Source organism: Prauserella endophytica, assembly GCF_005146945.1.
Taxonomy (GTDB): domain Bacteria; phylum Actinomycetota; class Actinomycetes; order Mycobacteriales; family Pseudonocardiaceae; genus Prauserella_A; species Prauserella_A endophytica.
On the sequence record NZ_SWMS01000025.1, the window covers coordinates 77869 to 98716 of the forward strand.

Genomic DNA, 20848 nt, shown 5'->3' on the forward strand with positions numbered 1-20848 from the left:
GTTCCGTGGTGGGCCTTGATGCAGTGAAGGCCACCATGCCTGCGTTGAACGCAGTGAAGGTGGCCTTCACTGCATCGGCGGACCGGCTTTTCTTGACAGAGGAGGCTCCATGAGCGACACGAAGCGGCGGCCCCGGATCGGGCTGGTCGCGGGCGGGCTGGGTGCCTACTGGCCGCAGTTCCCCGACCTGTTGCCGACGCTGAAGCAGTCGTCGGCGTACGTGAGCGAGCGCATCACCGGCTTCGATGCTGAGATCGTGGACGTCGGGTTCATCTCCGACGCACAGGAGGGCGCCGCCGCGGCCGAGAAGCTGCGCGCGGCGGGCTGTGACCTCATCGTCGGGTTCCTCACGACGTACATGACGGCCACGATGCTCATGCCGATCGCGCAGCGCAGCGGCGCTCCGGTGCTGCTGATCAACCTGCAGCCCACCGAGTCGATGGATCACGCCACCTTCGACACCGGGCAGTGGCTCGCCTACTGCGGCGCGTGCCCGCTGCCGGAGATGGCGAACGCGTTCCGCCGCGCGGGCGTGGAGTTCCGCAGCGTGTCCGGGCACCTGCGCGACGAGCGTGCGTGGGCCAAGATCGGGCGCTGGATCTCCGCTGCCGCCGTGCGCAAGGTGCTGCGCCACGGCAGGCACGGGCTCATGGGGCATCTCTACCCCGGCATGTACGACGTCTCCACCGACCTGACCATGGTCAACGCCCACTTCGGCGGGCACGTCGAGGTGCTGGAGTTCGACGACCTGCGCGTGCGCGTCGAGCAGGTCACCGACGCCGACGTGGCCGCAAAGGTCGCCGAGGCCGAGTCGGTCTTCGAGCTGGACGCGTCGGTTAACCGCGAGGACCTCGAATGGGGCGCGAAGGTGGCCGTGGGCCTCGATCGGCTCGTCGCCGACTTCGATCTCGACAGCCTCGCCTACTACCACCGCGGCCTCGATGGGGAGACCCACGAGCGGCTCGGCGCCGGGATGATCCTCGGCGCGAGCCTGCTCACCGCGCGCGGCGTCCCGGCCGCCGGGGAGTACGAGCTGCGCACGAGCATCGCGATGTTGATCATGGACGTGCTCGGCGCGGGCGGGTCGTTCACGGAGCTGCAGGCGCTCGACTTCGAGCGCGGGCACGTCGAGATGGGCCACGACGGCCCCGCGCACCTGGCGATCAGCGCGAAGAAGCCCCTGCTGCGCGGGCTCGGCGTCTACCACGGCAAGCGCGGCTGGGGCGTGTCCGTCGAGTTCGACGTCGCGCACGGCCCGGTGACGCTGTGCGGGATCGGCCAGGACCGCGAGGGCCGGTACTCGCTGATCGTGTCGGAGGGCGAGGTGGTGGACGGGCCGCTCATGCGCATCGGCAACACCACGAGCCGCGTCGACTTCGGGCGCGACCCCGGCGAATGGACCGACGAGTGGTCCGCCAGCGGCGTCGCCCACCACTGGGCGCTCGGTGTCGGGCACCGGGCCGCCGAGCTGCGCGCCGTGGCGAGCCTGCTGGGCGTTCCGCTGGTCGAGGTAGGCCGGTGACCGCTTTCGTCGCCGTCGACCTCGGCGCCACGAGCGGGCGGGTCATGCTCGGCCAGGTGATCGAGGGGACCATCGACCTCACGGAGCTGCGCCGCTTCCGCACCGGGCCCCGTGAGCGGCCCGGCGGCGGGCTGCGCTGGGACGTCGAGGAGATGTACGCCGAGATCGTCGCGGGTCTGCGCGAGGCCGAGGGCGCGGAGCCGGTGTCGATCGGCATCGACTCGTGGGCCGTCGACTACGGCCTGCTCGACGCGGACGGCAGGCTCGACGGCGATGTGCGCTGCTACCGCGACCCGCGTACCGACGGCATGGCGGCGCGGCTTCGTGAGCGGGTCGACGACGAGACGTTGTACCGCATCACGGGCCTGCAGTACCTGCCGTTCAACACGATCTACCAGCTGCTCGCCGAGCCGGAGGAGCGGCTGGCCGGCAAGACGATGCTGCTGCTGCCCGACCTCATCGGCTACCGGCTGACCGGCGAGTTCGGCGCCGAGGTGACCAACGCGTCCACCACGGCGCTGCTCGACGCCACCACGCGCCAGTGGTCCACGGAACTCGCGGACAAGGTGGGCCTGCCCGCCGGGCTGCTGCCCCCGTTGCGCCAGCCCGGCGAGCCGATCGGCACCGCCCCCGGCGGGGTGCCGGTGGTGGCCGTGGCCTCGCACGACACGGCCTCGGCCGTGGCCGCCGTGCCCGCTCTCGGCGACCGGTTCGGCTACGTCTCGTGCGGCACGTGGTCGCTCGCCGGGCTCGAACTGCCCGCGCCCGTGCTCACCGACGAGGCCCGCAGGGCCAACTTCACCAACGAGGCCGGCATCGACGGCACGGTGCGGTTCCTGCGCAACACCATGGGCCTGTGGCTGCTCACCGAGTCGCTACGCGTTTGGCGGGAGCGGGGGCACGACATTAGGCTCGACGACGTGCTGAAGGCGGCGATGCGGGAACCGGCTTTCAGGTCCATTGTGGACGCTGATCACCCGGTTTTCCTGACCCCGGGTGACGTGCCCGCGCGCATCGCGACGCTGTGCCGCGAGTCGGGGCAGCCGGTGCCGGAGACCCCGCCCGCCGTCGTGCGCACGATCCTGGAGTCGCTGGCGCTCGCGCATGCCGACTCGCTGCGGACGGCCGCGCGGCTCGCCGACCGCGAGCTCGACGTCGTGCACTTGGTCGGTGGCGGGGCACTCAACGAGCCGCTCTGCCAGTTGACCGCCGACGCGTGCGGCCTGCCGGTGCTCGCGGGCCCGGTGGAGGCGAGCGCGCTCGGCAACGTGTTCGTGCAGGCAAGGGCTGCCGGAGTGCTCGCGGACGTGCCGTCGAGCGCGCCGCTGGCCCGCTACGAGCCGCGGGGAGAGCAGGCGGCGTGGCGCACGGCGGCCGAGCGGGCGGGGCTGGGATGAGCGCGCCGCGCGTGGCGCTGTTCGCCACCTGCCTCACCGACACGCTCTACCCGGAGACCGGCAAGGCCGTGGTCCGGCTGTTGACGCGGCTCGGCTGCGACGTCGACTTCCCGCTCGCGCAGACGTGCTGCGGCCAGATGCACTACAACACCGGCTACCACGACCACGCCCGCCCGCTCGCTCGCGACTACGCGGCGACGTTCGAGGGCTACGACCACGTGGTGGCGCCGTCAGGCTCGTGCGGCGCGATGGTGCGGGAGATCCACCCGAGCCTGTGCGGCACGAGCCCCGCCGTGGAGCGCACCTACGAGCTGAGCGAGTTCCTCGTCGACGTGCTCGGCGTGACCGACGTCGGCGCGTACTTCCCGCACCGCGTCACCTACCACCCGACGTGCCACTCGCTGCGGATGCTCGGCGTCGGCGACAAGCCGCTCAGCCTGCTGCGCGCGGTGAAGGGGCTGGAGCTGGTTGAGCTGCCGCAGGCCGAGCAGTGCTGCGGCTTCGGCGGCACGTTCGCGCTCAAGAACGCGGAGACGTCCACGGCGATGCTGGCCGACAAGATGCGCTGCGTGCAGGACACCGGCGCGCAGGTGCTCAGCGCCGGTGACAACTCATGCCTCATGCACATCGGCGGCGGGCTGTCGCGGCTGCGCACGGGCGTGCGGACGGTGCACCTGGCGGAGATCCTGGCGAGCACGGAGGAGGAGCCATGGGCGTCCGCAACCCGGTGACCTGGCTGGGGAGCCCGGTGTTCCCCAAGGCCGCGCACGAGGCGCTCGCGGACACGCAGCTGCGCCGCAACCTGCGCAAGGCCACCACCACCATCCGCACCAAGCGCGCGGGCGTCGTGGCCGAACTGGACGACTGGGAGCGGTTGCGTCAGGCGGGCGAGGCCATCAAGGACGACGTGCTCGCCAACCTCGACACGTACCTGGTGCGGCTGGAGAAGGCCGTCACCGCGCGCGGCGGCGTCGTGCACTGGGCTCGCGACGCGGAGGAGGCCAATCGGATCGTGCTCGACCTCGTGCGTGCGGAGGGCGCCGACGAGGTCGTGAAGGTCAAGTCCATGGCCACCGCCGAGATCGGACTCAACGAGGCGCTGGAGGCGGGCGGCGTGCGCGCGGTGGAGACCGATCTCGCCGAGCTGATCGTGCAGCTCGGCGACGACCGGCCCTCCCACATCCTCGTGCCCGCGATCCACCGCAACCGCGCGGAGATCCGCGACGTCTTCCGCAGGGGCATGGCCGAGGAGCCCGCCTCAGACGAGCCGCGCGACCTCGCCGAGGCGGCCCGCAGGCACCTGCGGCGAAAGTTCCTGTCGGCCAAGGTCGCCATCTCCGGGGCCAATTTCGCGGTCGCCGACACCGGTTCGATCGTGGTGGTGGAATCCGAGGGCAACGGGCGCATGTGCCTGACCCTGCCGGAAACGCTGATCACCGTAATGGGCATCGAGAAGCTCGTGCCGAGCTGGCAGGACCTGGAGGTGTTCCTGCAGCTGCTGCCGCGATCGTCCACAGCGGAACGGATGAACCCCTACACCTCGGTGTGGTCGGGCGTGACGCCGGGCGACGGGCCGAGGAGGTTCCACCTGGTGCTGCTGGACAACGGGCGCACGGCCACGCTCGCCGACCAGGTGGGGCGGCAGGCGCTGCGGTGCATCCGCTGTTCGGCATGCCTCAACGTGTGCCCGGTGTACGAGCGCACGGGCGGGCAGGCGTACGGCTCGGTGTACCCGGGTCCGATCGGCGCGATCCTCGCCCCGCAGCTCGCCGGGGACATGCATGACGAGCAGGCGGCGTCGCTGCCGTACGCGTCGTCGCTGTGCGGCGCGTGCTACGAGGTGTGTCCCGTGCGGATCAACATCCCCGAGGTGCTCACCCACCTGCGTGCGGAAGCCGTGCGGGCAAAGGGAAAGCGCACCCCGGAGGCGATCGCGATGGCCGCCGCGGCGTGGGTGTTCGCCGACCCGAAGCGATACGAGGCGGCGCAGAAGGCGGGCTCGCTCTCGCGGCTGCTCGCCCGCGACGGGCGCATCAAACGGCTGCCGGGGCCCGGTGCGAAGTGGACGGACTCGCGCGACGCGCCCGCGGTGCCGAAGGAGTCGTTCCGCGCGTGGTGGAGGAAGAACCATGTTCAGCGCTCGTGACGAGATCCTGGCCCGCATCCGTGCCGTGAACCGCGCGTCGCCGGTGCCGATCCCGAGGGACTACGAGCGCACGCGCACGGTGCCCGACGTGCTGGGACTGCTGGACGAGCGGGTCACCGACTACAAGGCGATCGTGCACCGCGTCGCCGAGGCACAGCTGCCGGACAGGATCGCCGACCGCCTCGCGCTCCGTTCCGTGTCGACGATGGCGGTGCCCTCCGACGTGCCGCCGGAGTGGCGCGTCCCGGCGGTGACGTGGCTGCCCGACGAGCCGCCGCTTCCGCTCGCCGAACTGGACACTGTGGACGGTGTGCTGACGGGCTGCGCGGTGGCGATCGCCGAGACGGGCACGATCGTGCTCGACGCGGGTGCGGGGCAGGGTCGCCGGATGCTCAGCCTGGTGCCCGACTACCACCTGTGCGTGGTGCGAGCCGACCAGGTGGTGACGAGCGTGCCGGAGGCGCTGGCGCGGCTGGAGCCGGGACGCCCGCTGACGTTCATCAGCGGACCGTCGGCGACGAGCGACATCGAGCTGGACCGGGTGGAGGGCGTGCACGGCCCCCGCACCCTGGAGGTCCTGATCGCCACCTGACCAGCCGACCGCAGTGAAGGCCACCTTCACTGCGTTCAATGCAGTGAAGGTGGCCTTCACTGCATTGAGGCGAGCCTCCGCGGACCCTCGTGCTGACCGTCAGCTGATCGAGCCCGGCGGCGCGAGCCGCGCCACGGGCTGGCCGGTGACCTCGGCGATCTGCTCGAAGTCGTGGTCGTGGTGCACCAGCGTGAGGCCGGCCAGCTCGGCGGTCGCCGCGAGCAGCAGGTCCACGGCACCGGCCGAGCGGTGGGTGCCCGCGGCCGTCAGCGCGTCCTGCACCTCGAAGGCGCGTCGGAAGACCTCGTCGGGAACCGGGAGCCACGTGAACGCCGCGCCGATCAGCTCCACGAGCTGGTCGCGGTCCGCCTTCGATCGAGCCGTGTGCAGGAACTCCAGCTCGACCAGGGGACACGTCGCCACCAGCCCCGCCTCGATCTGCTGCTCCCAGCCCGCCCGCGCCCGCGCGTCGCGCAGCACGCGCACCAGCGCGCTCGTGTCGAACAGGTAGCGGACTGCGATCACCGCCGGTAGGACTCCTTGTCGAGCAGCTCGTCAAACGCCCCGGACTCGCCCAGCTCGGCCAGCCTGGCCAGCGCCTTGGCACGGCGGATGCGCTGCGTGGTCTCCCTCAAGGCGGTGTTGACCGTGTCCTTCTTCGTCTTGGTGCCCAGGAGCCTCGAGGCTTCGGCCAGTGCCTCGTCGTCGATGTCGATCAGTACCTTCGCCACGAACGCCTCCCGGTATATACGGTGACGTCACTCAGTATATACGCCTACCCGGCCATCCTGGGGAACAGCTCCCCGGCGCTCACCGGCCTGCCGAAGCGGTAGCCCTGCGCCTGGTCGCAGTTCAGCTCCCGCAGCACCTCGAGCTGCCGATCGGTCTCCACGCCCTCCGCGATCACGGTGAGCCCCATGCTGTGCGCCATCGTCACGATGCCCCTGATGATCGCCTCGGCCTCGGACTTGCCCGGCCGTCCGATCCCGGCGACGAACGACTGGTCGATCTTGAGCGTGTCCAGCGGCAGCCGCCAGAGCTGGGCCAGCGAGGAGTAGCCGGTGCCGAAGTCGTCGATCGCGAGCCGCACACCCAGCCCTCGCAGCGCCGACAGCGCCCCGCCCGCCACCTCCGGGTCCCTCATGAGCGCGCTTTCCGTGATCTCCAGGCACAGCGTCTGCGGCGGCAGCCCGGTGCGGCGAAGAGCCTCCTCCACGGTCGGCACCAGCGCGGCGTCGTCGAGCTGCCGGGCGGAGAGGTTGACCGTCAGCCGGGTGTCGAGGTTCCGCGCGGCACGCTGGCTCGCGATCTCCTCGGTCGTGGTCCTGAGCATGTAGTCGCCGATGAGGTTGATCAGGTCGCTCTCCTCGGCGAGCGGGATGAACTCGACGGGCGAGATCGCGCCGTGCGTCGGGTGGTGCCAGCGCATGAGGCCCTCGACGGCCACGGTCCGGCACGTCCGCAGGTCCACCACCGGCTGGTAGGCCATCCACAGCTGGCCGTCCACCACGGCTTCGCGCAGATCCTGCTCCAGCCGCAGCTGCCGCTGGACGCGTTCCCGCAGCTCGACGTCGAAGAACTCGTACCGCCCGCGACCCCGCGTCTTGGCCTCGTACATCGCCACGTCGGCGTCACGGATGAGATCCTCGGCCGAGCGCGCGTCGCCGGGCGCCGCGGTGACGATGCCGACGCTCGCGTCCACGCGCAGCTGCCTGCCGTCGAGGCCGATCGGCTTGGTCAGCGAGGCCCGCAGGTGCCCGATGAGCGAGCGGATGCCGGTGTCGCCGGAGACGTCGAAGGTCACCACGGCGAACTCGTCCCCGCCGAGCCTGCCGACCAGGTCGGTCGCGCGCACACAGTGGCGCAGGCGCTGGCCGACGACGCGGAGCACCTGGTCGCCGGTGCTGTGCCCGAGCGAGTCGTTGATCAGCTTGAACTTGTCGAGGTCGATGAACAACACGCACGCGAGGCCCTCGCGGTCCGGCTCGGCCAGCGCGCCGTCCAGCCGCTGCAGCACGAGGGTCCGGTTGGCGAGGCCCGTGAGCGGGTCGTGCGTGGCGTCGTGCTCCAGCTGCTCGCCGATGGCCCTGCGTTCGGTGATGTCGGTGAACGACGTGACGACCGTCGATGGGGGCGCGGCGTCGGGATCGAGCGGCCGGCAGCTCATGGACAGCCACACGTAGGTGCCGTCGGGTCGTTGCAGCCGCAGTACGCGCCCGTTCTGCGCCTGCCCTGTCGCCAGTACCTCGGAGAACGGGTACTCCGTCGCGGCGAGCCGGGCCCCCGACTCGCCGTACAGCGGGAACCTCGTCGGTGACGACTTCCTCAGCACCGTGTTCGGCATGCCGAGGATCCTGGCCGCCGCCGGGTTGGCCGACTCGATCATCCCGTCGGGGCCGATCACCACGACGCCCTCGTCGAGCGCGGCGACCACCGTGCTGTACCGCCGCTCGGCCCGCCGCCGGGGCGTCTCGTCGGCGCACACGAGCACGTAGCCGTCGTGCATCTCGGCCGCGGAGACCCGGATGGCCAGTGTCGAGCCGTCCGCCGTGCGGTGGTCGCCCTCGACGACGCCGCCCGCCGCCATCACCCGCTCCGGGTCGAGCGGCGCGCCGACGAGCTCGCCGACGTCCCTGCCGATGGCCTCGGTGCTGGACCGCCCGTACACGGCCTCCGCGGCGGGATTCCAGCTGGTCACGATGCCGTCGGCAGTGGTGGCGATGATCGCGTCGCTGACGTGGGAGACGAGCGCCGCCTGGTAGTGCAGTGCCGCCTCGGCGGCCTTCTGCGCCGTGATGTCGCGCATGATGACCTGGAACGCGGGCCTGCCCTGCCACGTCGTGCGCACCGACACCGACTCGACGAGCATCGAGTCGCCGTCGAAGCGCTTGAGCTGCACCTCGGTGGGCTCCGAGGTGGCGCCCGGGGTGGTCAGGCCCTCGATGCGGTGCAGCATCGCGGGGACCGAGGCGGGGTCGACGAAGTCGGTGATGGGCCTGCCCAGCAGCTCGTCGGCCGAGTCCACCGCGGCGAACCGCAGTGCCGCCGGGTTGACGTAGACGAGTTTGCCGCCCTCGTGAACGCAGATCGCGTCAGGGCTGAGCTCGACCAGCAGCCGGTACCGGTCGGCCAGGTCGGCGAGCGCCTGCTCGCTGCCATGCCGTTCAGTCACGTCCGTAGCAATCCCGAGAAGTCCGGCCTTGGTGCCGCCGGGTCGAGGTCGGGCCAGGAACCGGATCCATCTGACCTCGCCTTCCGGCGTCTCGAGGCTCTGCTCAAGCTCGAAATTATCCCACGGCGGAGCATTCCGCAGCGTCACGTCGATCGGTGAGATCAATTCCAGGAGCGTGCGCCGGATGTCGGCTTCGGCCTCCTCGGGGAGCCCGAACATCGCGCCAAGCCCTGCCGACCACGTAACGCGGCCGTCGCCGGCGCCGACGGACCACCTGGCCGACGAGCCGGCGGCGAGCGCCAGGTCAGCGACTATCTCGTGGTCAGGGTCGGTGCCGGTGGTCACCTCTGCGTGGGTCCGCGCCTCCATGTCCCGTCCATCCGCGTGGTGCTGGGAACCCCGATTAGAGCACGGTTTCGCCGCTAGGCGAACAGGAGGATTCGGCGGCGACTTCGCGTTAGCGGCATCCCGGGCGCGGCCTTTCGTCGTCAAAACAGTAGGCGGACTTTTTTTGGACTGTGCAGTGCGAAGCCGCCTATCCGCCAAACGAAAGGTGAGAAAGTGAGTAAGGACAAGGACGTGTCGCGTGGAATCGAAATATGCGGCATCGGTGCGGTCACCGGTTATGGCTGGGGCCGCGAAATGCTGTGGGACGGCCTGGTTTCCGGCAAGTCCGCGGCCGTGCTGACCGGCGGTTTCGGCCGGAACCGGGACGAGTCCGCCTGGGTCGCCGCGGTGCCCGAAGGCGGTGATCCCGCCGACGGCCGTGGTCGCTTTGCTCGTGCCATGCGCGCTTCCGCACGCGAGGCGATCGAGGACGCGAAGGGCCGCGGGTGGACTCCGGGCAGGCGGGTCGGTCTGCTGCACGCCGTCGTGATCGGAGAGGCGTATCTGTGGAAGGACTTCTACGTCACCGACAAGGGAAAACTGCGACTGCGGGATTACCTGGCGCTCATGCCGTCCACTCCGATGTCGACGTTCATGCAGGAGTACGGATTCCACGGGCCCGCCATGAACGTGTCGGCGATGTGTGCCTCGGGAAACGCGGGACTGCTCACGGCGAAGGCGTGGCTCGACGCGGGGATCGTGGACGACGTCGTGCTCGTCGCCACGGATCTGTCGCTCACGCCGGAGAACGTGCTGCATTTCACTCGGCTCGGCGTCGCGGTGGCCAACCGGGAGCCACTCGACGGCTGTCGTCCCTTCCAGGAGGGCAGCCGCGGTTTCGTGATGGGTGAGGCGTCGGTCGGGATGGTGCTTTCGAACCGCTCCGACAAGCCGTATGCGGTCACCCTCGGCGGTGCCATGTCCCACGACGCGTACCACGTGACGTCGATCGACCCGGAGTTTCCCGAGGTGCGGCGCTGTTTCGTGGAGGCGCTCGACAACGCGCGGGTGCCGGCGGAGGAAGTCCGCTACGTCAACGCGCACGGCCCCGGCACGAAGCAGTGCGACAGGGTCGAGGCCGCGATCGTGGAGGAGATGTTCCGTCCGGACACCGGGATCTACTCGGTGAAGCCGCTGGCCGGGCACTGCCAGGGCGCGGCGTCGGCGGTCGAGGTCGCGGTGGCGGCGATCGGCTATGAACGCGGCGTGATCCCTGCTCCACCGAGCGTGGCCGAGGCGCATCCGCAGCTGCTGCACGGTGAGTTCGGTGTGGACGGCGGGCTGACCGTGAAGTCGTCGCTGGGCATGGGCGGCCACAACTCCGTGGTCGTGCTCGGTCCGGCTCGCGCGTGACCGAAGCCGGTGACCGGCATACTGCTCGATGCCGGTCACCGGCCTCGCGATGTCTGTGAAGTGGCTTGCGTGGCGGAGCCGATGGGCGGTTCAGGCGCGAGGCGGCTCCGCCGGTTCCGAGTCGCAGCTAATCGCTGAGCGAGGCGTCGAGGTTGATCGTGGTGCCCGCGAGGGCCCTGCTCACCGGGCACGTTTCCTTGGCCGTACCGGCGAGCTCCTGGAACTTCTGCTCGTCGACGCCGTCGACCGCGGCGCGCAACGTGATGTCGATGCCGGTGATGGTGAGCCCGCCCCCGGAGGGTGTCACCGTCACCTCGGCGCTGACGTCGATCGTCCTGGGCGAGAGGCCCTCCTTCTCCAGGACGCCGGCAAGATTCATCGCGAGGCACGACGACTGTGCCGCCGCGATCAGCTCCTCGGGACTGGTCGTGCCCTCGGGCTCGCCGATCCGGCGCGGGAACGTGACCTCGAACTGCCCGCTGTTGGACGAGTCGAGCGTCACGGTGCCCTTGCCCGAGTTGAGTCCGCCGGTCCAATGCGTGGTGGAGTCGCGGCTGGCCATGTCGGCTCCCTTCGTGGCGTTGCTGCTGGTCCCCTCGACCATAGGCCGGTTCGGCGCTGAGGCCGCCTATCCGAGCCCCACGAACAGCGTCATCTGCTCAACGGTGTGGGTGAAGAACTCGTCGGCGGGGTCGACCGTGTTCGCGAACTGCCCACCCAGTTCGAAGCCGACCATGCCGAACAACTGGACCCACGCGATGAGCCCCCGCGCGAGGACCTCCTCCGGCACGTCGGGCGCCAGTTGCGCGCGGACGATGCCCACCTGCCTGCGCAGCTCGGGGGACATTTCCGGACCCTTGAAGGGCGGCTTGACCTCGCCGGCACGCCACGCGTCGCGGAGGGCGCCGATGAACACGGCAGGCACGCGCGTGGCGGGCGTGACGGTGTCCTGGGGAGCCCGGTAGCCGGGGATCGGTGTGCCGTAGATCAGGGAGTACTCGTGCCGGTTGGCAAGTCCCCACGCGCGCAGACCATGGCACGCGGCGCGCCAGCGCTCGCGCGGTGCGTCGGCGCCCGCGGCGGCCTTCTCCAGAGTCGCGCCCAGCGCGTTGTAGGCGTCGATGATCAGCGCGGTGAGCAGGTCGTCACGGCTGGGGAAGTAGCGGTACAGAGCTGAGGACACCATGCCGAGCTCCCTGGCGACCGCGCGCAGGGAAAGGCCGTCGGCGCCCTGTTCCCCGAGCTGTCTGCGGGCCTCGTCCTTGATCGCGGCCGTCAGCTCCGCACGGGCTCGTTCTCTCGCGGTCCGGTGGGCTGGCATGCCGCTCAGTGTGCCATTGGCGAGATCGGTGCACAAATTCGAGAGCACCGCTCTTGACTCCTCGTGGACCAAGGTGTTCACTGATCTCAACAGAGAGCACCGCTCTCGAACTGAAGGAGACATCATGGCGACCCAGTACGACGAGAACCGCTACCTCCGCCCCAAGGCCCCCACCAACCTGTTCAACAGCGCCGTCCAGCTGCTGACCCGGCTCGGCGTGAGCCTCTGGGGCAGCAGGGTGCTCTACGTCCGCGGCCGCAAGAGCGGCGAGTTGCGGTCGACGCCGGTGAACCTGCTGACGTTCGAGGGCGAGCGTTACCTCGTCGCGCCGAGGGGGCACACGCAGTGGGTGCGCAACCTGCGCGTCGCGGGTGAGGCCGAGTTACGCGTGGGCAGACGCGTGGAGATGATCAAGCCGGTCGAGCTGTCCGACGACGAGAAGCCGCCCGTGATCCACGCGTACCTGAAGAAGTGGGCCTGGGAGACGGGCGCCTTCTTCGAGGACATCACCGCGAAGACCCCGCAGGACGAGCTGCGCCGCGTCGCCCCGGGCTTCCCGGTGTTCCGCATCCCCGCCTGACGCGCAGGTGACCCGCGCCGCTGTCGCGAACGGAGCCCCACCCACCCCCGCCAAACGAGAGCAAGGGAGCTTTGCTCTCGTTTGACGGGAGTAAAGCTCCCTTGCTCCCCGATCAGACCTGCTTGGCGGCGGTGAGGGCTACCGGGTCGAAGGAGGTGGGGTCCTCATCGACCAGGCGGCGTAGTTCCGACTTCATCCTCGGGTCCCAGAACATCCGGATGTGGTTGGCGATCGCCTTCGCCGCCTCGTCGACCGGCAGGTGCCGGAACTGCACGGCGATGTCGTTGGCCATCCGCACCTGAGGCGAGATCGTGCTCGTCATGTCGCTCCTCGACTAGTCCGCCAGCGCCGGTTCCTCGTCGCGGGCCGCGTCGTGCCGGTCCACCGCGTGCTTGAGGCCCACCTGCACCGCAGTCACCTTGTACTCGGGGCAGTTCGTCGCCCAGTCGGAGTTCTCGGTGGTCACCACGTTCGCCCCGGTCACGGGGTGGTGGAACGTCGTGTACACGACCCCCACGGGCATCCGGTCGGCGATCAGCGCGCGCAGCGTCGTGGTGCCCACCCGGCTGGAAAGCGTCACCTCGTCGCCGTTCTCGATGCCCCTCACCTCGGCGTCGTGCGGGTGGATCTCCAGCACGTCCTCCGGGTGCCACGCGACGTTGGCGGTGCGCCGCGTCTGCGCGCCCACGTTGTACTGCGACAGGATGCGGCCGGTGGTGAGGATCAGCGGGTACTTGCGCGTGCTGCGTTCCCGCGTCGCCACGAACGGCGTCTGCACGAACCGGCCCTTGCCGCGCACGAAGGCGTCGACATGCATCGTCGGCGTGCCCTCCGGGGCCTTGTCGTTGCACGGCCACTGCACGCTGCCGAGCTTGTCGAGCTTCTCGAACGAGACACCAGCGAAGGTCGGCGTCACCGCCGCGATCTCCGCCATGATCTCGCGCGGGTGCTCGTAGTTCATGGCGTAGCCCATCGCCTGCGCGATCTCGCACGCCACGCGCCACTCGTCCTTGCCCGTCTTCGGCGCCATCACCGGGCGCACGCGGTTGATGCGCCGCTCGGCGTTGGTGAACGTGCCGTCCTTCTCCAGGAACGACGTGCCCGGCAGGAAGACGTGCGCGAACTTCGCCGTCTCGTTGAGGAACAGGTCCTGCACCACCACCAGCTCCATCGCTGAAAGGGCGGCGTTGACGTGCTGGGTGTTCGGGTCGGACTGCGCGATGTCCTCACCCTGCACGAACAGGCCGAGGAACGTGCCGTCCACGGCGGCGTCGAACATGTTCGGGATCCGCAGGCCCGGCTCCGGGAGGATCGGGCGCTCCCACAGCTTCTCGAACACCTCGCGCACGGCGTCGTCGGACACGTGCCGGTAGCCCGACAGCTCGTGCGGGAACGAGCCCATGTCGCACGAGCCCTGCACGTTGTTCTGCCCGCGCAGCGGGTTCACCCCCACTCCCTCGCGGCCGATGTTGCCCGTGGCCATCGCGAGGTTCGCCATGCCCATCACCATCGTGGAGCCCTGGCTGTGCTCGGTGACGCCGAGGCCGTAGTAGATCGCGCCGTTGCCCGCGCCTCCGTAAAGCCGTGCCGCCGCGCGCACCTGCTCCGCGGGCACGCCGGTGATCGACTCGGTGGCCTCGGGGCTGTTCTCCTCACGGGCGATGAACGCGGCCCACTCGTCGAACTCCTCGCAGCGGTCGGCCACGAACGACCGGTCGACGAGGCCCTCGGTGACCACGACGTGCGCCATCGCGTTGACGATCGCGACGTTGGTGCCGGGTGCGAGCTGGAGGTGGTGCTCCGCCTCGATGTACGGCGAGCGCACGAGGTCGATCCGCCTCGGGTCTATGACGATCAGCTTGGCGCCCTCGCGCAGCCTGCGCTTCATGCGCGAGGCGAACACGGGGTGCCCGTCGGTCGGGTTCGCGCCGATCACCACGATCACGTCGGCCTGTGCGACCGAGCGGAAGTCCTGCGTGCCCGCCGAGGTGCCGAACGTCTGCTTGAGGCCGTAGCCGGTGGGCGAGTGGCAGACCCGGGCGCACGTGTCGACGTTGTTGTTGCCGAACGCCGCGCGCACCATCTTCTGCACCACGTAGACCTCTTCGTTGGTGCAGCGCGACGACGTGATGCCGCCGATGGAACCGGCGCCGTGGCGGGCCTGGATGTCGCGGAACTTCTCGGCGACGTACGAGATCGCGGTCTCCCAGTCGACCTCGCGCCACTCGTCGGTGATCTTCTCGCGGATCATCGGGTTGAGCTTGCGGTCGGGGTGGGTCGCGTAGCCGAAAGCGAACCGGCCCTTGACGCACGAGTGGCCCTCGTTGGCGCCGCCGTCCTTGTACGGCACCATGCGCACGAGCTCGTCGCCACGCAGCTCGGCCTTGAACGAGCAGCCGACGCCGCAGTAGGCGCACGTGGTGAGCACGGTCCGCGTCGGCATGCCGAGGTCCACGACGGACTTCTCCTGCAGCGTCGCGGTCGGGCACGCCTGCACGCACGCGCCACACGAGACGCATTCGGAGTCCATGAACAGCTCGGCGGCGCCCGGCGACACCTTGGAGTCGAAGCCGCGGCCCTCGATCGTCAGGGCGAACGTCCCCTGCACCTCGCCGCAGGCCCGCACGCACCGCGAGCACACGATGCACTTGGACGCGTCGAAGTCGAAGTACGGGTTGCTGGTGTCCTTGGGCGCGTCGAGGTGGTTCTCGCCCTCGTAGCCGTAGCGCACCTGCCGCAGCCCGACGACGCCGGACATGTCCTGCAGCTCGCAGTCGCCGTTGGCGGCGCACGTGAGGCAGTCGAGCGGGTGGTCGGAGATGTAGAGCTCCATCACGCCCTGCCGCAGCTTTTCCAGCTTCGGCGTCTGCGTGCGCACCTTCATACCCTCGGCCACGGGCGTGGTGCACGAGGCCGGGGTGCCCTTCTTGCCGTCGATCTCCACGAGACACAGCCGGCAGGAGCCGAACGCCTCGAGGCTGTCGGTGGCGCACAGCTTCGGGACGTCCGTCCCGGTCTCCGCCGCCGCGCGCATGATCGACGTGCCCTCCGGCACGGTCACTGGCACGCCGTCGATCTCGACGGTCACGGTCGCCGGTCCCGGCTTGGCCGGGGTGCCGAAGTCGTGTTCCTTCAACAGACCCATGGTCTACTTCGCCTCCTCGTGGCGGGCGTTGTTCGTCATGAAGTCGTCGGGAAAATGGGTCAGCGCACTGCGCACCGGGTTGGGGGTCAGCCCGCCCATCGCGCACAGCGACCCGTCGGTCATCAGCTCGCAGAGGTCGTTCAGCAGCGCGAGGTTGCCGTCCCGGTCCTCGCCGCCCGTGATCTTGTCGATCACCTCGACGCCGCGCACGGCGCCGACGCGACACGGCGTGCACTTGCCGCACGACTCCTCGGCACAGAACTCCATCGCGAACCGTGCCATCGCCGCCATGTCCACGGTGTCGTCGAACACCACCACCCCGCCGTGGCCCAGCATCGCGTCCGCGGCCGCGAACGCCTCGTAGTCCATCGGCAGCTCGAACTGCGAGGTCGGCACGTACGAGCCGAGCGGGCCGCCGACCTGCGCGGCCCGCACCGGGCGGCCGGAACGCGTGCCGCCGCCGTAGCCGTTGACGAGCTCGCCGAGCGTGATGCCGAACGCGGTCTCGAACACCCCGCCGCGCGCGATGTTGCCCGCCAGCTGGAACACCTGCGTGCCACGGGAGCGTTCGACGCCGAGGTCGGCATACGCCTGCGGGCCGTCGGCGAGGATCGTCGGCACACTGGCGAGGGTCAGCACGTTGTTCACCACGGTCGGCTTGCCGAACAGCCCGGTGATCGCGGGGATCGGCGGCTTCGAGCGGACCATGCCGCGCTTGCCCTCGAGGCTCTCCAGCATGGAGGTCTCCTCGCCGCAGATGTAGGCGCCCGCGCCCACGCGCACGAAGAGGTCGAACTTCAGCCCGGAGCCGAGCACGTTCTCACCGAGCCAGCCGTGCGCGTAGGCGATGTCGATGGCCCTGCGCATCGTGTTCACGGCGTCCGGGTACTCCGAGCGGATGTAGATGTAGCCCTCGCTCGCGCCCACCGCGTGCGCGGCGATGGTCATGCCCTCGATGAGGCAGAACGGGTCGCCCTCCATGAGCATCCGGTCGGCGAACGTGCCGCTGTCGCCCTCGTCGGCGTTGCAGCACACGAACTTCAGCGGGCCCTCGGTGCCGCGCACCGTGTTCCACTTGATGCCCGCGGGGAACCCCGCGCCGCCGCGGCCGCGCAGGCCCGACTCGGTCACCTGTGCGACCACGTCCGCGGGGTCGAGCTCCAGTGCTCTGCGCAGCCCAGCGAGCCCGCCGTTCGCCTCGTAGTCCTCTGTGGATAGTGGGTCGGTGACGCCGACCCTGGCGAAGCACAGGCGCTGCTGGTCGCGCATCCACGACAGCTCGTCGACGACGCCCTGGCACAGCTCGTGCGGCGCGCCCTCGAACAGCCCGGCCTCGACGAGACCGGGCACGGCCTCAGGCGTCACCGGCCCGTAGCCGACGCGGCCCCGGTCGGTCTCCACCTCCACGAACGGTTCGAGCCAGAGCATGCCGCGCGAGCCGTTGCGCACGATCCGGACGGGTTCGGCGCCCGCCTCGCGCTGGATCGCGGCGGCGACCTCGTTGGCGCCCACCGAGACGGCTGCCGAGTCCCTCGGCACGTAGACGGTGATCATGCGGTCTCCTCGCCACCTTCCGCGCGTACCAGCAGCTCCACCAGGCGCGCCCGGTCCATGAGCCCGTACATCCGGCCGTTGATCTGGGCCGCGGGGCCGAGGGCGCAGTTGCCGAGGCAGAAGACCTGCCCGAGCGTCACCGAGCCGTCCGGCGTCGTCTGCCCCACCTTCACGCCGAACACCTGCTCGGCGTCCGCCACGAGGCGCTCCGCACCCACCGACTGGCAGGCCTCCGCGCGGCACAGTCGCACCGTCGTGGTGCCCGAGGGCTCGGCCTGGAAGTCGGAGTAGAAGGTGATCACGCCGTGCACGTCGGCGCGGCTCATGTTCAGCTCGTTCGCCAGCACCGGAACCACTTCCGGGGCGATGTAGCCGAACTCGGCCTGGATGCCGTGCAGGATCGGGAGCAGGGCTCCTCGCTCGCCCTTGTGCGCGTCGATCACGGCTCGAACGCGTTCCACGACCGACGTACCGGCGCTGTCCACCGCCATACCGCAACCTCCTTGATGTATACGGTATACATCGTCGATCGTACCCGCGCGGTGACGTAGACAACAAGGGTACGTTCCGCCGGGCGGGTGTGGAACGCACCGAATCGCTCGTCAGCCCCTGTCCGGGGCGCCGAGCTGCTTGCTGATCTCCCGCGCGGCCTCGACGATCACGGGCAGCGTCTCCGCCTCGATGTCGGCCACGCTCAGCTCCCCTGCGGGCACCGACATGCTCAGCGACGCGATGGCGCGGCCCCCCGAGTCGAGCACCGGCGCGGAGAACGAGCGCACACCCTCCTCGAACTCCTGGTCCACCAGCGCCCAGCCCTGCGTGCGCACCTCCCGCAGGATCTCGCGCAGCCGGTCCGGGTCGGTCACCGTCCGCGCGGTGATCCTCGGAAACGGCGCGTGGTGCAGGAACTCCTCGATCTCGTGTCCGGGCAGCCAGGCCAGCAGCACGCGGCCCATCGACGTCGCGAACGCGGGCAGCCGCGTACCCGTGGTGAGCGTGTGCCGCATGACGCGGCGGGAGGGCACACGGGTCAGGAACACCGCGTCCTCGCCGTCGAGCGCAGCCAGCGAGCACGTGTGCCCCGTGACCTTGGTGACGTCCTCCATGTAGGGCTGGGCCACCTCGGTCAGGTTGAGCGAAGACAGGTAGGCGTTGCCCAGTGCGAGGACGTGCGGCGTGAGCACGTACTGCCTGCCCTCGGTGCGGACGTAGCCCAGCCGCTCCAGCGTGAGCACGAGGCGCCGCACGGTCGGGCGGGAAAGGCCGGTCAGCTCGGAAAGCTCGCCGAGGGTCAGCCTGGGGCGGCGGTCCGAGAAGGCGAGGATCACTGAGAGACCGCGTTCGAGCGACTGGACGTAGTCCTTCTCGTCGGGCGACTTCATCGGGCGAACCTGCCCAGTTTCTCCTCGTCGATCGTCACGCCGAGACCCGGCCCGCTCGGCACGCGCAACGCGCCGTCGGCGTACGTCAGCGGGTCGGTGACCAGGTCCTCGGCGAGCAACAACGGGCCGAACAGCTCACAGCCGAACGTGACGCCCCTGATGGCCGCGTAGGCGTGTGCCGCCGCGGCGGTGCCGATGGAACTCTCGATGCTCGACCCGCCGTGGCAGGGCAGGCCCGCCGCCTCCGCGACCGCGGCGACCCTCCTCGTCGCCGACAGACCGCCGTGCTTGTGCACCTTCAGCGAGAAGATGTCCGCCGCCTCCTCGCCGACCAGCCGCAGGGCGTCGTGCGGGGTCAGCAGGCTCTCGTCGGCCATCACCGGGATCGTTAGCCGCGCGGCGAGCCTGCGCATCGCGTCGACGTTCCAGCCCGGCACCGGCTGCTCGACCAGGTCGACGCCGGCCTCCTCCAGCACGGGCAGCCAACGAGCCGACGTCGGCTCGTCCCACGCCGCGTTGAGGTCGACGCGCACGCTGGCCTTGTCGCCGAGCGCCCTGGCCACCGAGGCGACGCGCGCGGTGTCCGCGGCAGGGTCGAGCGCGCCCATCTTGAGCTTGAACGACGCGTGCAGGCCCGAGGAGAGCTTCTCCTCGGCCTCGGCGAACACCACCTCCGACTCCTCGGCGCCGAGCGCCCACGTCACGGGAATCGACTCGCGGTACAGCCCGCCGAGCAGCTGGTACACCGGCACGCCGAGCGTCCTGCCCCACGCGTCGAAGATCGCCATCTCCAGCGCCGCCTTGGCGAAGGAGTTCCGCGCGGCCACGCGGTCGAGCCGGTCCATCAGGTAGTCCACGCGCGACACTTCGGCGCCGACGAGCTGCGGGGCGAGGTACTCGTCGACCATCACCTTCATCGACTCGACACTCTCCCCGCCCCACCACGGTCCGCCGGGCACCACGGCCTCGCCGACCCCCTCGGCGCCGCCCTCGGTGCGCAGCCGCACCACCAGGTAGCTCTGCCTGGTCGCACTCATCGACTTGAACTTGTGCGGCCGGCGCAGCGGCAGGTCGACCACCACCGTGCGGACCGAAGCGATGGACAGCTCTCCCATCACGCGGGATCCAGTGTGAAGTCGTACTCGGCCGCGTAGCGCCCGTCGCCGAGGTGGGCCAGCTCCAGCGTGAGCTCCGGCTTCACGGCGCTCGCGATGTCCTCGTCGACGTACTCGCCGCCCGCGAAGAACAGCTGGCTCGTCAGCGTCCGGCAACCCTGCGCGCGCACCATCATGTGCAGGTGTGCGGGCCGCCAGTGGTGCCAGCCCGCGGCCCTGATCAGCTGACCGGTCGGACCTTCCTTCGGGATCTCGTACGGCGCCGGGACAACCGTCGTGATCTCGAACCGGCCGTCCGCGCCGGTGGTGACGTTCGCGCGGAGGTTCCACTGTGGAGGGTCGGGGTGGAACTGCGAGTAGTAGCCGAGCGCGTCGGCCTGCCAGATGTCCACCACCGAGCCGGGGAGCGGGTTGCCGTCGAGGTCGCGGACGGTTCCGGTGAACACCAGCACGTCGCCCGGCTCGTCCGGCCGCTGCGGGAGCGTGGCCGGTGAGGACAGCTCGGGCGCGCCCGGGACGTAGTACGGGCCCTCGATGCACCCGGAGCTGCCCTGGCGCCGCTCGGAGGCGAGCTTCTCGATCGTGTGCTCGAAGAACACGTCGAGCAACAGCGGCCACTCGCCGGCCTCGCCGACCTTGATCAACCACGCCTTGGCCGCCTGGTACTCGGGGTAGGTCACCGAGTGCCGCACCAGCCGCTCGTTGATCACGCCGAAGATGTCGGCCACTACCTCCGCCGTGCGCTGCTGGGTGGGGTTCACCGCTGCGGTCGTTGTCATGACTACCTCCTCCGGAGGCTGACGTCGTCGGGATTGACGAGGTCTGGGGCGGTCCAGCCGTCGAGGTCGTACTCGGCCATGCACTGCTCGGCGAAGCCCTTCATGGCGTCGGCCGCGCCGGACTGCTGGGCGGCGAAGAGCAGTTCGGCGCGCACGCCCTCGTGGTTGCCGGAGTAGTTGCGCTCGTAGAGCTCGTGGCGGCCGCCGAACTCACTGCCGATCGAGTCCCAGATCAGCTTCATCAGCTTCACGCGCTCGACGGCCTCCATGCCGTTGGAGCCGCGCACGTACTGGTCGAGATACGGGCGGATCTCCGGGGACCGGAAGTCCATGGCGTGCGAGGGCAGGTAGATCAGCCCGCTGCCGAGGTCCTGCATGATGATCTCGCGCACGCGCGGGTAGC

Annotated in this window: 20 protein-coding genes; 7 read left to right on the forward strand and 13 right to left on the reverse strand. The window is 70.1% G+C overall.

The genetic code is table 11. The features are described from left to right. Positions 1 to 109: 109 nt before the first annotated feature. From FCN18_RS31360 to FCN18_RS31380, 5 genes are read left to right on the forward strand one after another with little or no spacing between them, the layout of a single operon-like run. Positions 110 to 1522, forward strand: a complete 1413-nt coding sequence (locus FCN18_RS31360; protein ID WP_113642246.1) for an L-fucose/L-arabinose isomerase family protein — start codon at positions 110 to 112, stop codon at positions 1520 to 1522. After that, positions 1519 to 2919, forward strand: a complete 1401-nt coding sequence (locus tag FCN18_RS31365; RefSeq protein WP_170200625.1) for a rhamnulokinase — start codon at positions 1519 to 1521, stop codon at positions 2917 to 2919. The genes FCN18_RS31360 and FCN18_RS31365 overlap by 4 nt, the downstream gene beginning before the upstream one ends. Next, positions 2916 to 3650, forward strand: a complete 735-nt coding sequence (locus FCN18_RS31370) for a (Fe-S)-binding protein (protein ID WP_137096772.1) — start codon at positions 2916 to 2918, stop codon at positions 3648 to 3650. Before FCN18_RS31365 ends, FCN18_RS31370 begins: the two co-directional genes overlap by 4 nt. Next, complete coding sequence (locus FCN18_RS31375; RefSeq protein WP_137096773.1) at positions 3629 to 5065, forward strand: LutB/LldF family L-lactate oxidation iron-sulfur protein; 1437 nt, start codon at positions 3629 to 3631, stop codon at positions 5063 to 5065. Before FCN18_RS31370 ends, FCN18_RS31375 begins: the two co-directional genes overlap by 22 nt. Then, positions 5049 to 5657: a LutC/YkgG family protein gene (locus tag FCN18_RS31380; protein WP_112265169.1), complete on the forward strand. Its 609-nt coding sequence runs from the start codon at positions 5049 to 5051 to the stop codon at positions 5655 to 5657. Before FCN18_RS31375 ends, FCN18_RS31380 begins: the two co-directional genes overlap by 17 nt. Positions 5658 to 5756: 99 nt before the next feature. Here FCN18_RS31380 and FCN18_RS31385 read toward each other — a convergent pair whose 3' ends face one another. From FCN18_RS31385 to FCN18_RS31395, 3 genes are read right to left on the reverse strand one after another with little or no spacing between them, the layout of a single operon-like run. After that, positions 5757 to 6182, reverse strand: a complete 426-nt coding sequence (locus FCN18_RS31385) for a PIN domain-containing protein (RefSeq protein ID WP_137096774.1) — start codon at positions 6180 to 6182, stop codon at positions 5757 to 5759. Beyond that, positions 6179 to 6388, reverse strand: a complete 210-nt coding sequence (locus FCN18_RS31390) for a type II toxin-antitoxin system VapB family antitoxin (RefSeq protein WP_112265165.1) — start codon at positions 6386 to 6388, stop codon at positions 6179 to 6181. Before FCN18_RS31390 ends, FCN18_RS31385 begins: the two co-directional genes overlap by 4 nt. Before the next feature lie 44 nt (positions 6389 to 6432). Further along, on the reverse strand, positions 6433 to 9198 hold the full coding sequence (locus FCN18_RS31395; protein WP_137096775.1) for a sensor domain-containing protein: 2766 nt from the start codon (positions 9196 to 9198) through the stop codon (positions 6433 to 6435). 273 nt (positions 9199 to 9471) lie between these two features. Here FCN18_RS31395 and FCN18_RS31400 point away from each other — a divergent pair, with 273 nt between their 5' ends. After that, positions 9472 to 10569, forward strand: coding sequence for a beta-ketoacyl synthase N-terminal-like domain-containing protein (locus FCN18_RS31400; RefSeq protein WP_137096785.1), 1098 nt, complete (start codon positions 9472 to 9474; stop codon positions 10567 to 10569). Between the two features lie 127 nt (positions 10570 to 10696). On the opposite strand, the gene FCN18_RS31405 is transcribed toward FCN18_RS31400, so the two are convergent. Together FCN18_RS31405 and FCN18_RS31410 are read right to left on the reverse strand one after the other, a co-directional pair. After that, complete coding sequence (locus FCN18_RS31405) at positions 10697 to 11131, reverse strand: OsmC family peroxiredoxin (RefSeq protein ID WP_112266644.1); 435 nt, start codon at positions 11129 to 11131, stop codon at positions 10697 to 10699. Positions 11132 to 11197: 66 nt separating this feature from the next. Beyond that, positions 11198 to 11890 carry a TetR/AcrR family transcriptional regulator gene (locus FCN18_RS31410; RefSeq protein WP_137096776.1) on the reverse strand — a complete coding sequence of 231 codons (693 nt, stop codon included), beginning with the start codon at positions 11888 to 11890 and terminating at the stop codon, positions 11198 to 11200. A gap of 124 nt (positions 11891 to 12014) precedes the next feature. Between FCN18_RS31410 and FCN18_RS31415 the strand changes: the two genes are divergently transcribed. Next, the gene (locus tag FCN18_RS31415) at positions 12015 to 12470 is read left to right on the forward strand and encodes a nitroreductase family deazaflavin-dependent oxidoreductase (RefSeq protein ID WP_112265161.1); all 456 of its coding nucleotides are present in this window, start codon (positions 12015 to 12017) and stop codon (positions 12468 to 12470) included. Positions 12471 to 12582: 112 nt separating this feature from the next. Here FCN18_RS31415 and FCN18_RS31420 read toward each other — a convergent pair whose 3' ends face one another. From FCN18_RS31420 to FCN18_RS31455, 8 genes are all read right to left on the reverse strand, one after another. Further along, the gene (locus FCN18_RS31420) at positions 12583 to 12792 is read right to left on the reverse strand and encodes a formate dehydrogenase subunit delta (protein WP_199542779.1); all 210 of its coding nucleotides are present in this window, start codon (positions 12790 to 12792) and stop codon (positions 12583 to 12585) included. 12 nt (positions 12793 to 12804) lie between these two features. Continuing rightward, on the reverse strand, positions 12805 to 15615 hold the full coding sequence (gene fdhF, locus FCN18_RS31425; RefSeq protein WP_137096777.1) for a formate dehydrogenase subunit alpha: 2811 nt from the start codon (positions 15613 to 15615) through the stop codon (positions 12805 to 12807). Positions 15616 to 15618: 3 nt separating this feature from the next. Further along, the gene (locus FCN18_RS31430) at positions 15619 to 17169 is read right to left on the reverse strand and encodes a formate dehydrogenase beta subunit (RefSeq protein ID WP_112265157.1); all 1551 of its coding nucleotides are present in this window, start codon (positions 17167 to 17169) and stop codon (positions 15619 to 15621) included. Then, positions 17166 to 17660, reverse strand: a complete 495-nt coding sequence (locus FCN18_RS31435) for an NADH-quinone oxidoreductase subunit NuoE family protein (RefSeq protein WP_112265155.1) — start codon at positions 17658 to 17660, stop codon at positions 17166 to 17168. Before FCN18_RS31435 ends, FCN18_RS31430 begins: the two co-directional genes overlap by 4 nt. Before the next feature lie 111 nt (positions 17661 to 17771). Next, positions 17772 to 18551, reverse strand: a complete 780-nt coding sequence (locus tag FCN18_RS31440; RefSeq protein WP_137096778.1) for an IclR family transcriptional regulator domain-containing protein — start codon at positions 18549 to 18551, stop codon at positions 17772 to 17774. Next, on the reverse strand, positions 18548 to 19666 hold the full coding sequence (locus FCN18_RS31445; RefSeq protein ID WP_113642252.1) for a muconate cycloisomerase family protein: 1119 nt from the start codon (positions 19664 to 19666) through the stop codon (positions 18548 to 18550). The genes FCN18_RS31440 and FCN18_RS31445 overlap by 4 nt, the downstream gene beginning before the upstream one ends. Next, positions 19666 to 20445 (reverse strand): dioxygenase family protein, encoded by a 780-nt coding sequence (locus FCN18_RS31450; protein WP_137096779.1) that lies wholly within the window; start codon positions 20443 to 20445, stop codon positions 19666 to 19668. The genes FCN18_RS31445 and FCN18_RS31450 overlap by 1 nt, the downstream gene beginning before the upstream one ends. A 2-nt stretch (positions 20446 to 20447) precedes the next feature. Beyond that, positions 20448 to 20848 (reverse strand): 4-hydroxyphenylacetate 3-hydroxylase C-terminal domain-containing protein (locus tag FCN18_RS31455; protein ID WP_323808384.1); only part of this gene is annotated, 401 nt, incomplete at its 5' end.

What these genes read in the sequence shown, in the direction of transcription:
- FCN18_RS31410 (WP_137096776.1), bottom strand. Translation starts at nt 11,890, where the DNA reads ATGCCAGCCCACCGGACCGCGAGAGAACGAGCCCGTGCGGAGCTGACG.
- FCN18_RS31380 (WP_112265169.1), top strand. Translation starts at nt 5,049, where the DNA reads ATGTTCAGCGCTCGTGACGAGATCCTGGCCCGCATCCGTGCCGTGAAC.
- FCN18_RS31430 (WP_112265157.1), bottom strand. Translation starts at nt 17,169, where the DNA reads ATGATCACCGTCTACGTGCCGAGGGACTCGGCAGCCGTCTCGGTGGGC.
- FCN18_RS31405 (WP_112266644.1), bottom strand. Translation starts at nt 11,131, where the DNA reads ATGGCCAGCCGCGACTCCACCACGCATTGGACCGGCGGACTCAACTCG.
- FCN18_RS31370 (WP_137096772.1), top strand. Translation starts at nt 2,916, where the DNA reads ATGAGCGCGCCGCGCGTGGCGCTGTTCGCCACCTGCCTCACCGACACG.
- FCN18_RS31375 (WP_137096773.1), top strand. Translation starts at nt 3,629, where the DNA reads ATGGGCGTCCGCAACCCGGTGACCTGGCTGGGGAGCCCGGTGTTCCCC.
- FCN18_RS31435 (WP_112265155.1), bottom strand. Translation starts at nt 17,660, where the DNA reads ATGGCGGTGGACAGCGCCGGTACGTCGGTCGTGGAACGCGTTCGAGCC.
- FCN18_RS31440 (WP_137096778.1), bottom strand. Translation starts at nt 18,551, where the DNA reads ATGAAGTCGCCCGACGAGAAGGACTACGTCCAGTCGCTCGAACGCGGT.
- FCN18_RS31360 (WP_113642246.1), top strand. Translation starts at nt 110, where the DNA reads ATGAGCGACACGAAGCGGCGGCCCCGGATCGGGCTGGTCGCGGGCGGG.
- FCN18_RS31415 (WP_112265161.1), top strand. Translation starts at nt 12,015, where the DNA reads ATGGCGACCCAGTACGACGAGAACCGCTACCTCCGCCCCAAGGCCCCC.
- FCN18_RS31445 (WP_113642252.1), bottom strand. Translation starts at nt 19,666, where the DNA reads ATGGGAGAGCTGTCCATCGCTTCGGTCCGCACGGTGGTGGTCGACCTG.
- FCN18_RS31400 (WP_137096785.1), top strand. Translation starts at nt 9,472, where the DNA reads ATGCTGTGGGACGGCCTGGTTTCCGGCAAGTCCGCGGCCGTGCTGACC.
- FCN18_RS31420 (WP_199542779.1), bottom strand. Translation starts at nt 12,792, where the DNA reads ATGACGAGCACGATCTCGCCTCAGGTGCGGATGGCCAACGACATCGCC.
- fdhF (WP_137096777.1), bottom strand. Translation starts at nt 15,615, where the DNA reads ATGGGTCTGTTGAAGGAACACGACTTCGGCACCCCGGCCAAGCCGGGA.
- FCN18_RS31450 (WP_137096779.1), bottom strand. Translation starts at nt 20,445, where the DNA reads ATGACAACGACCGCAGCGGTGAACCCCACCCAGCAGCGCACGGCGGAG.
- FCN18_RS31395 (WP_137096775.1), bottom strand. Translation starts at nt 9,198, where the DNA reads ATGGAGGCGCGGACCCACGCAGAGGTGACCACCGGCACCGACCCTGAC.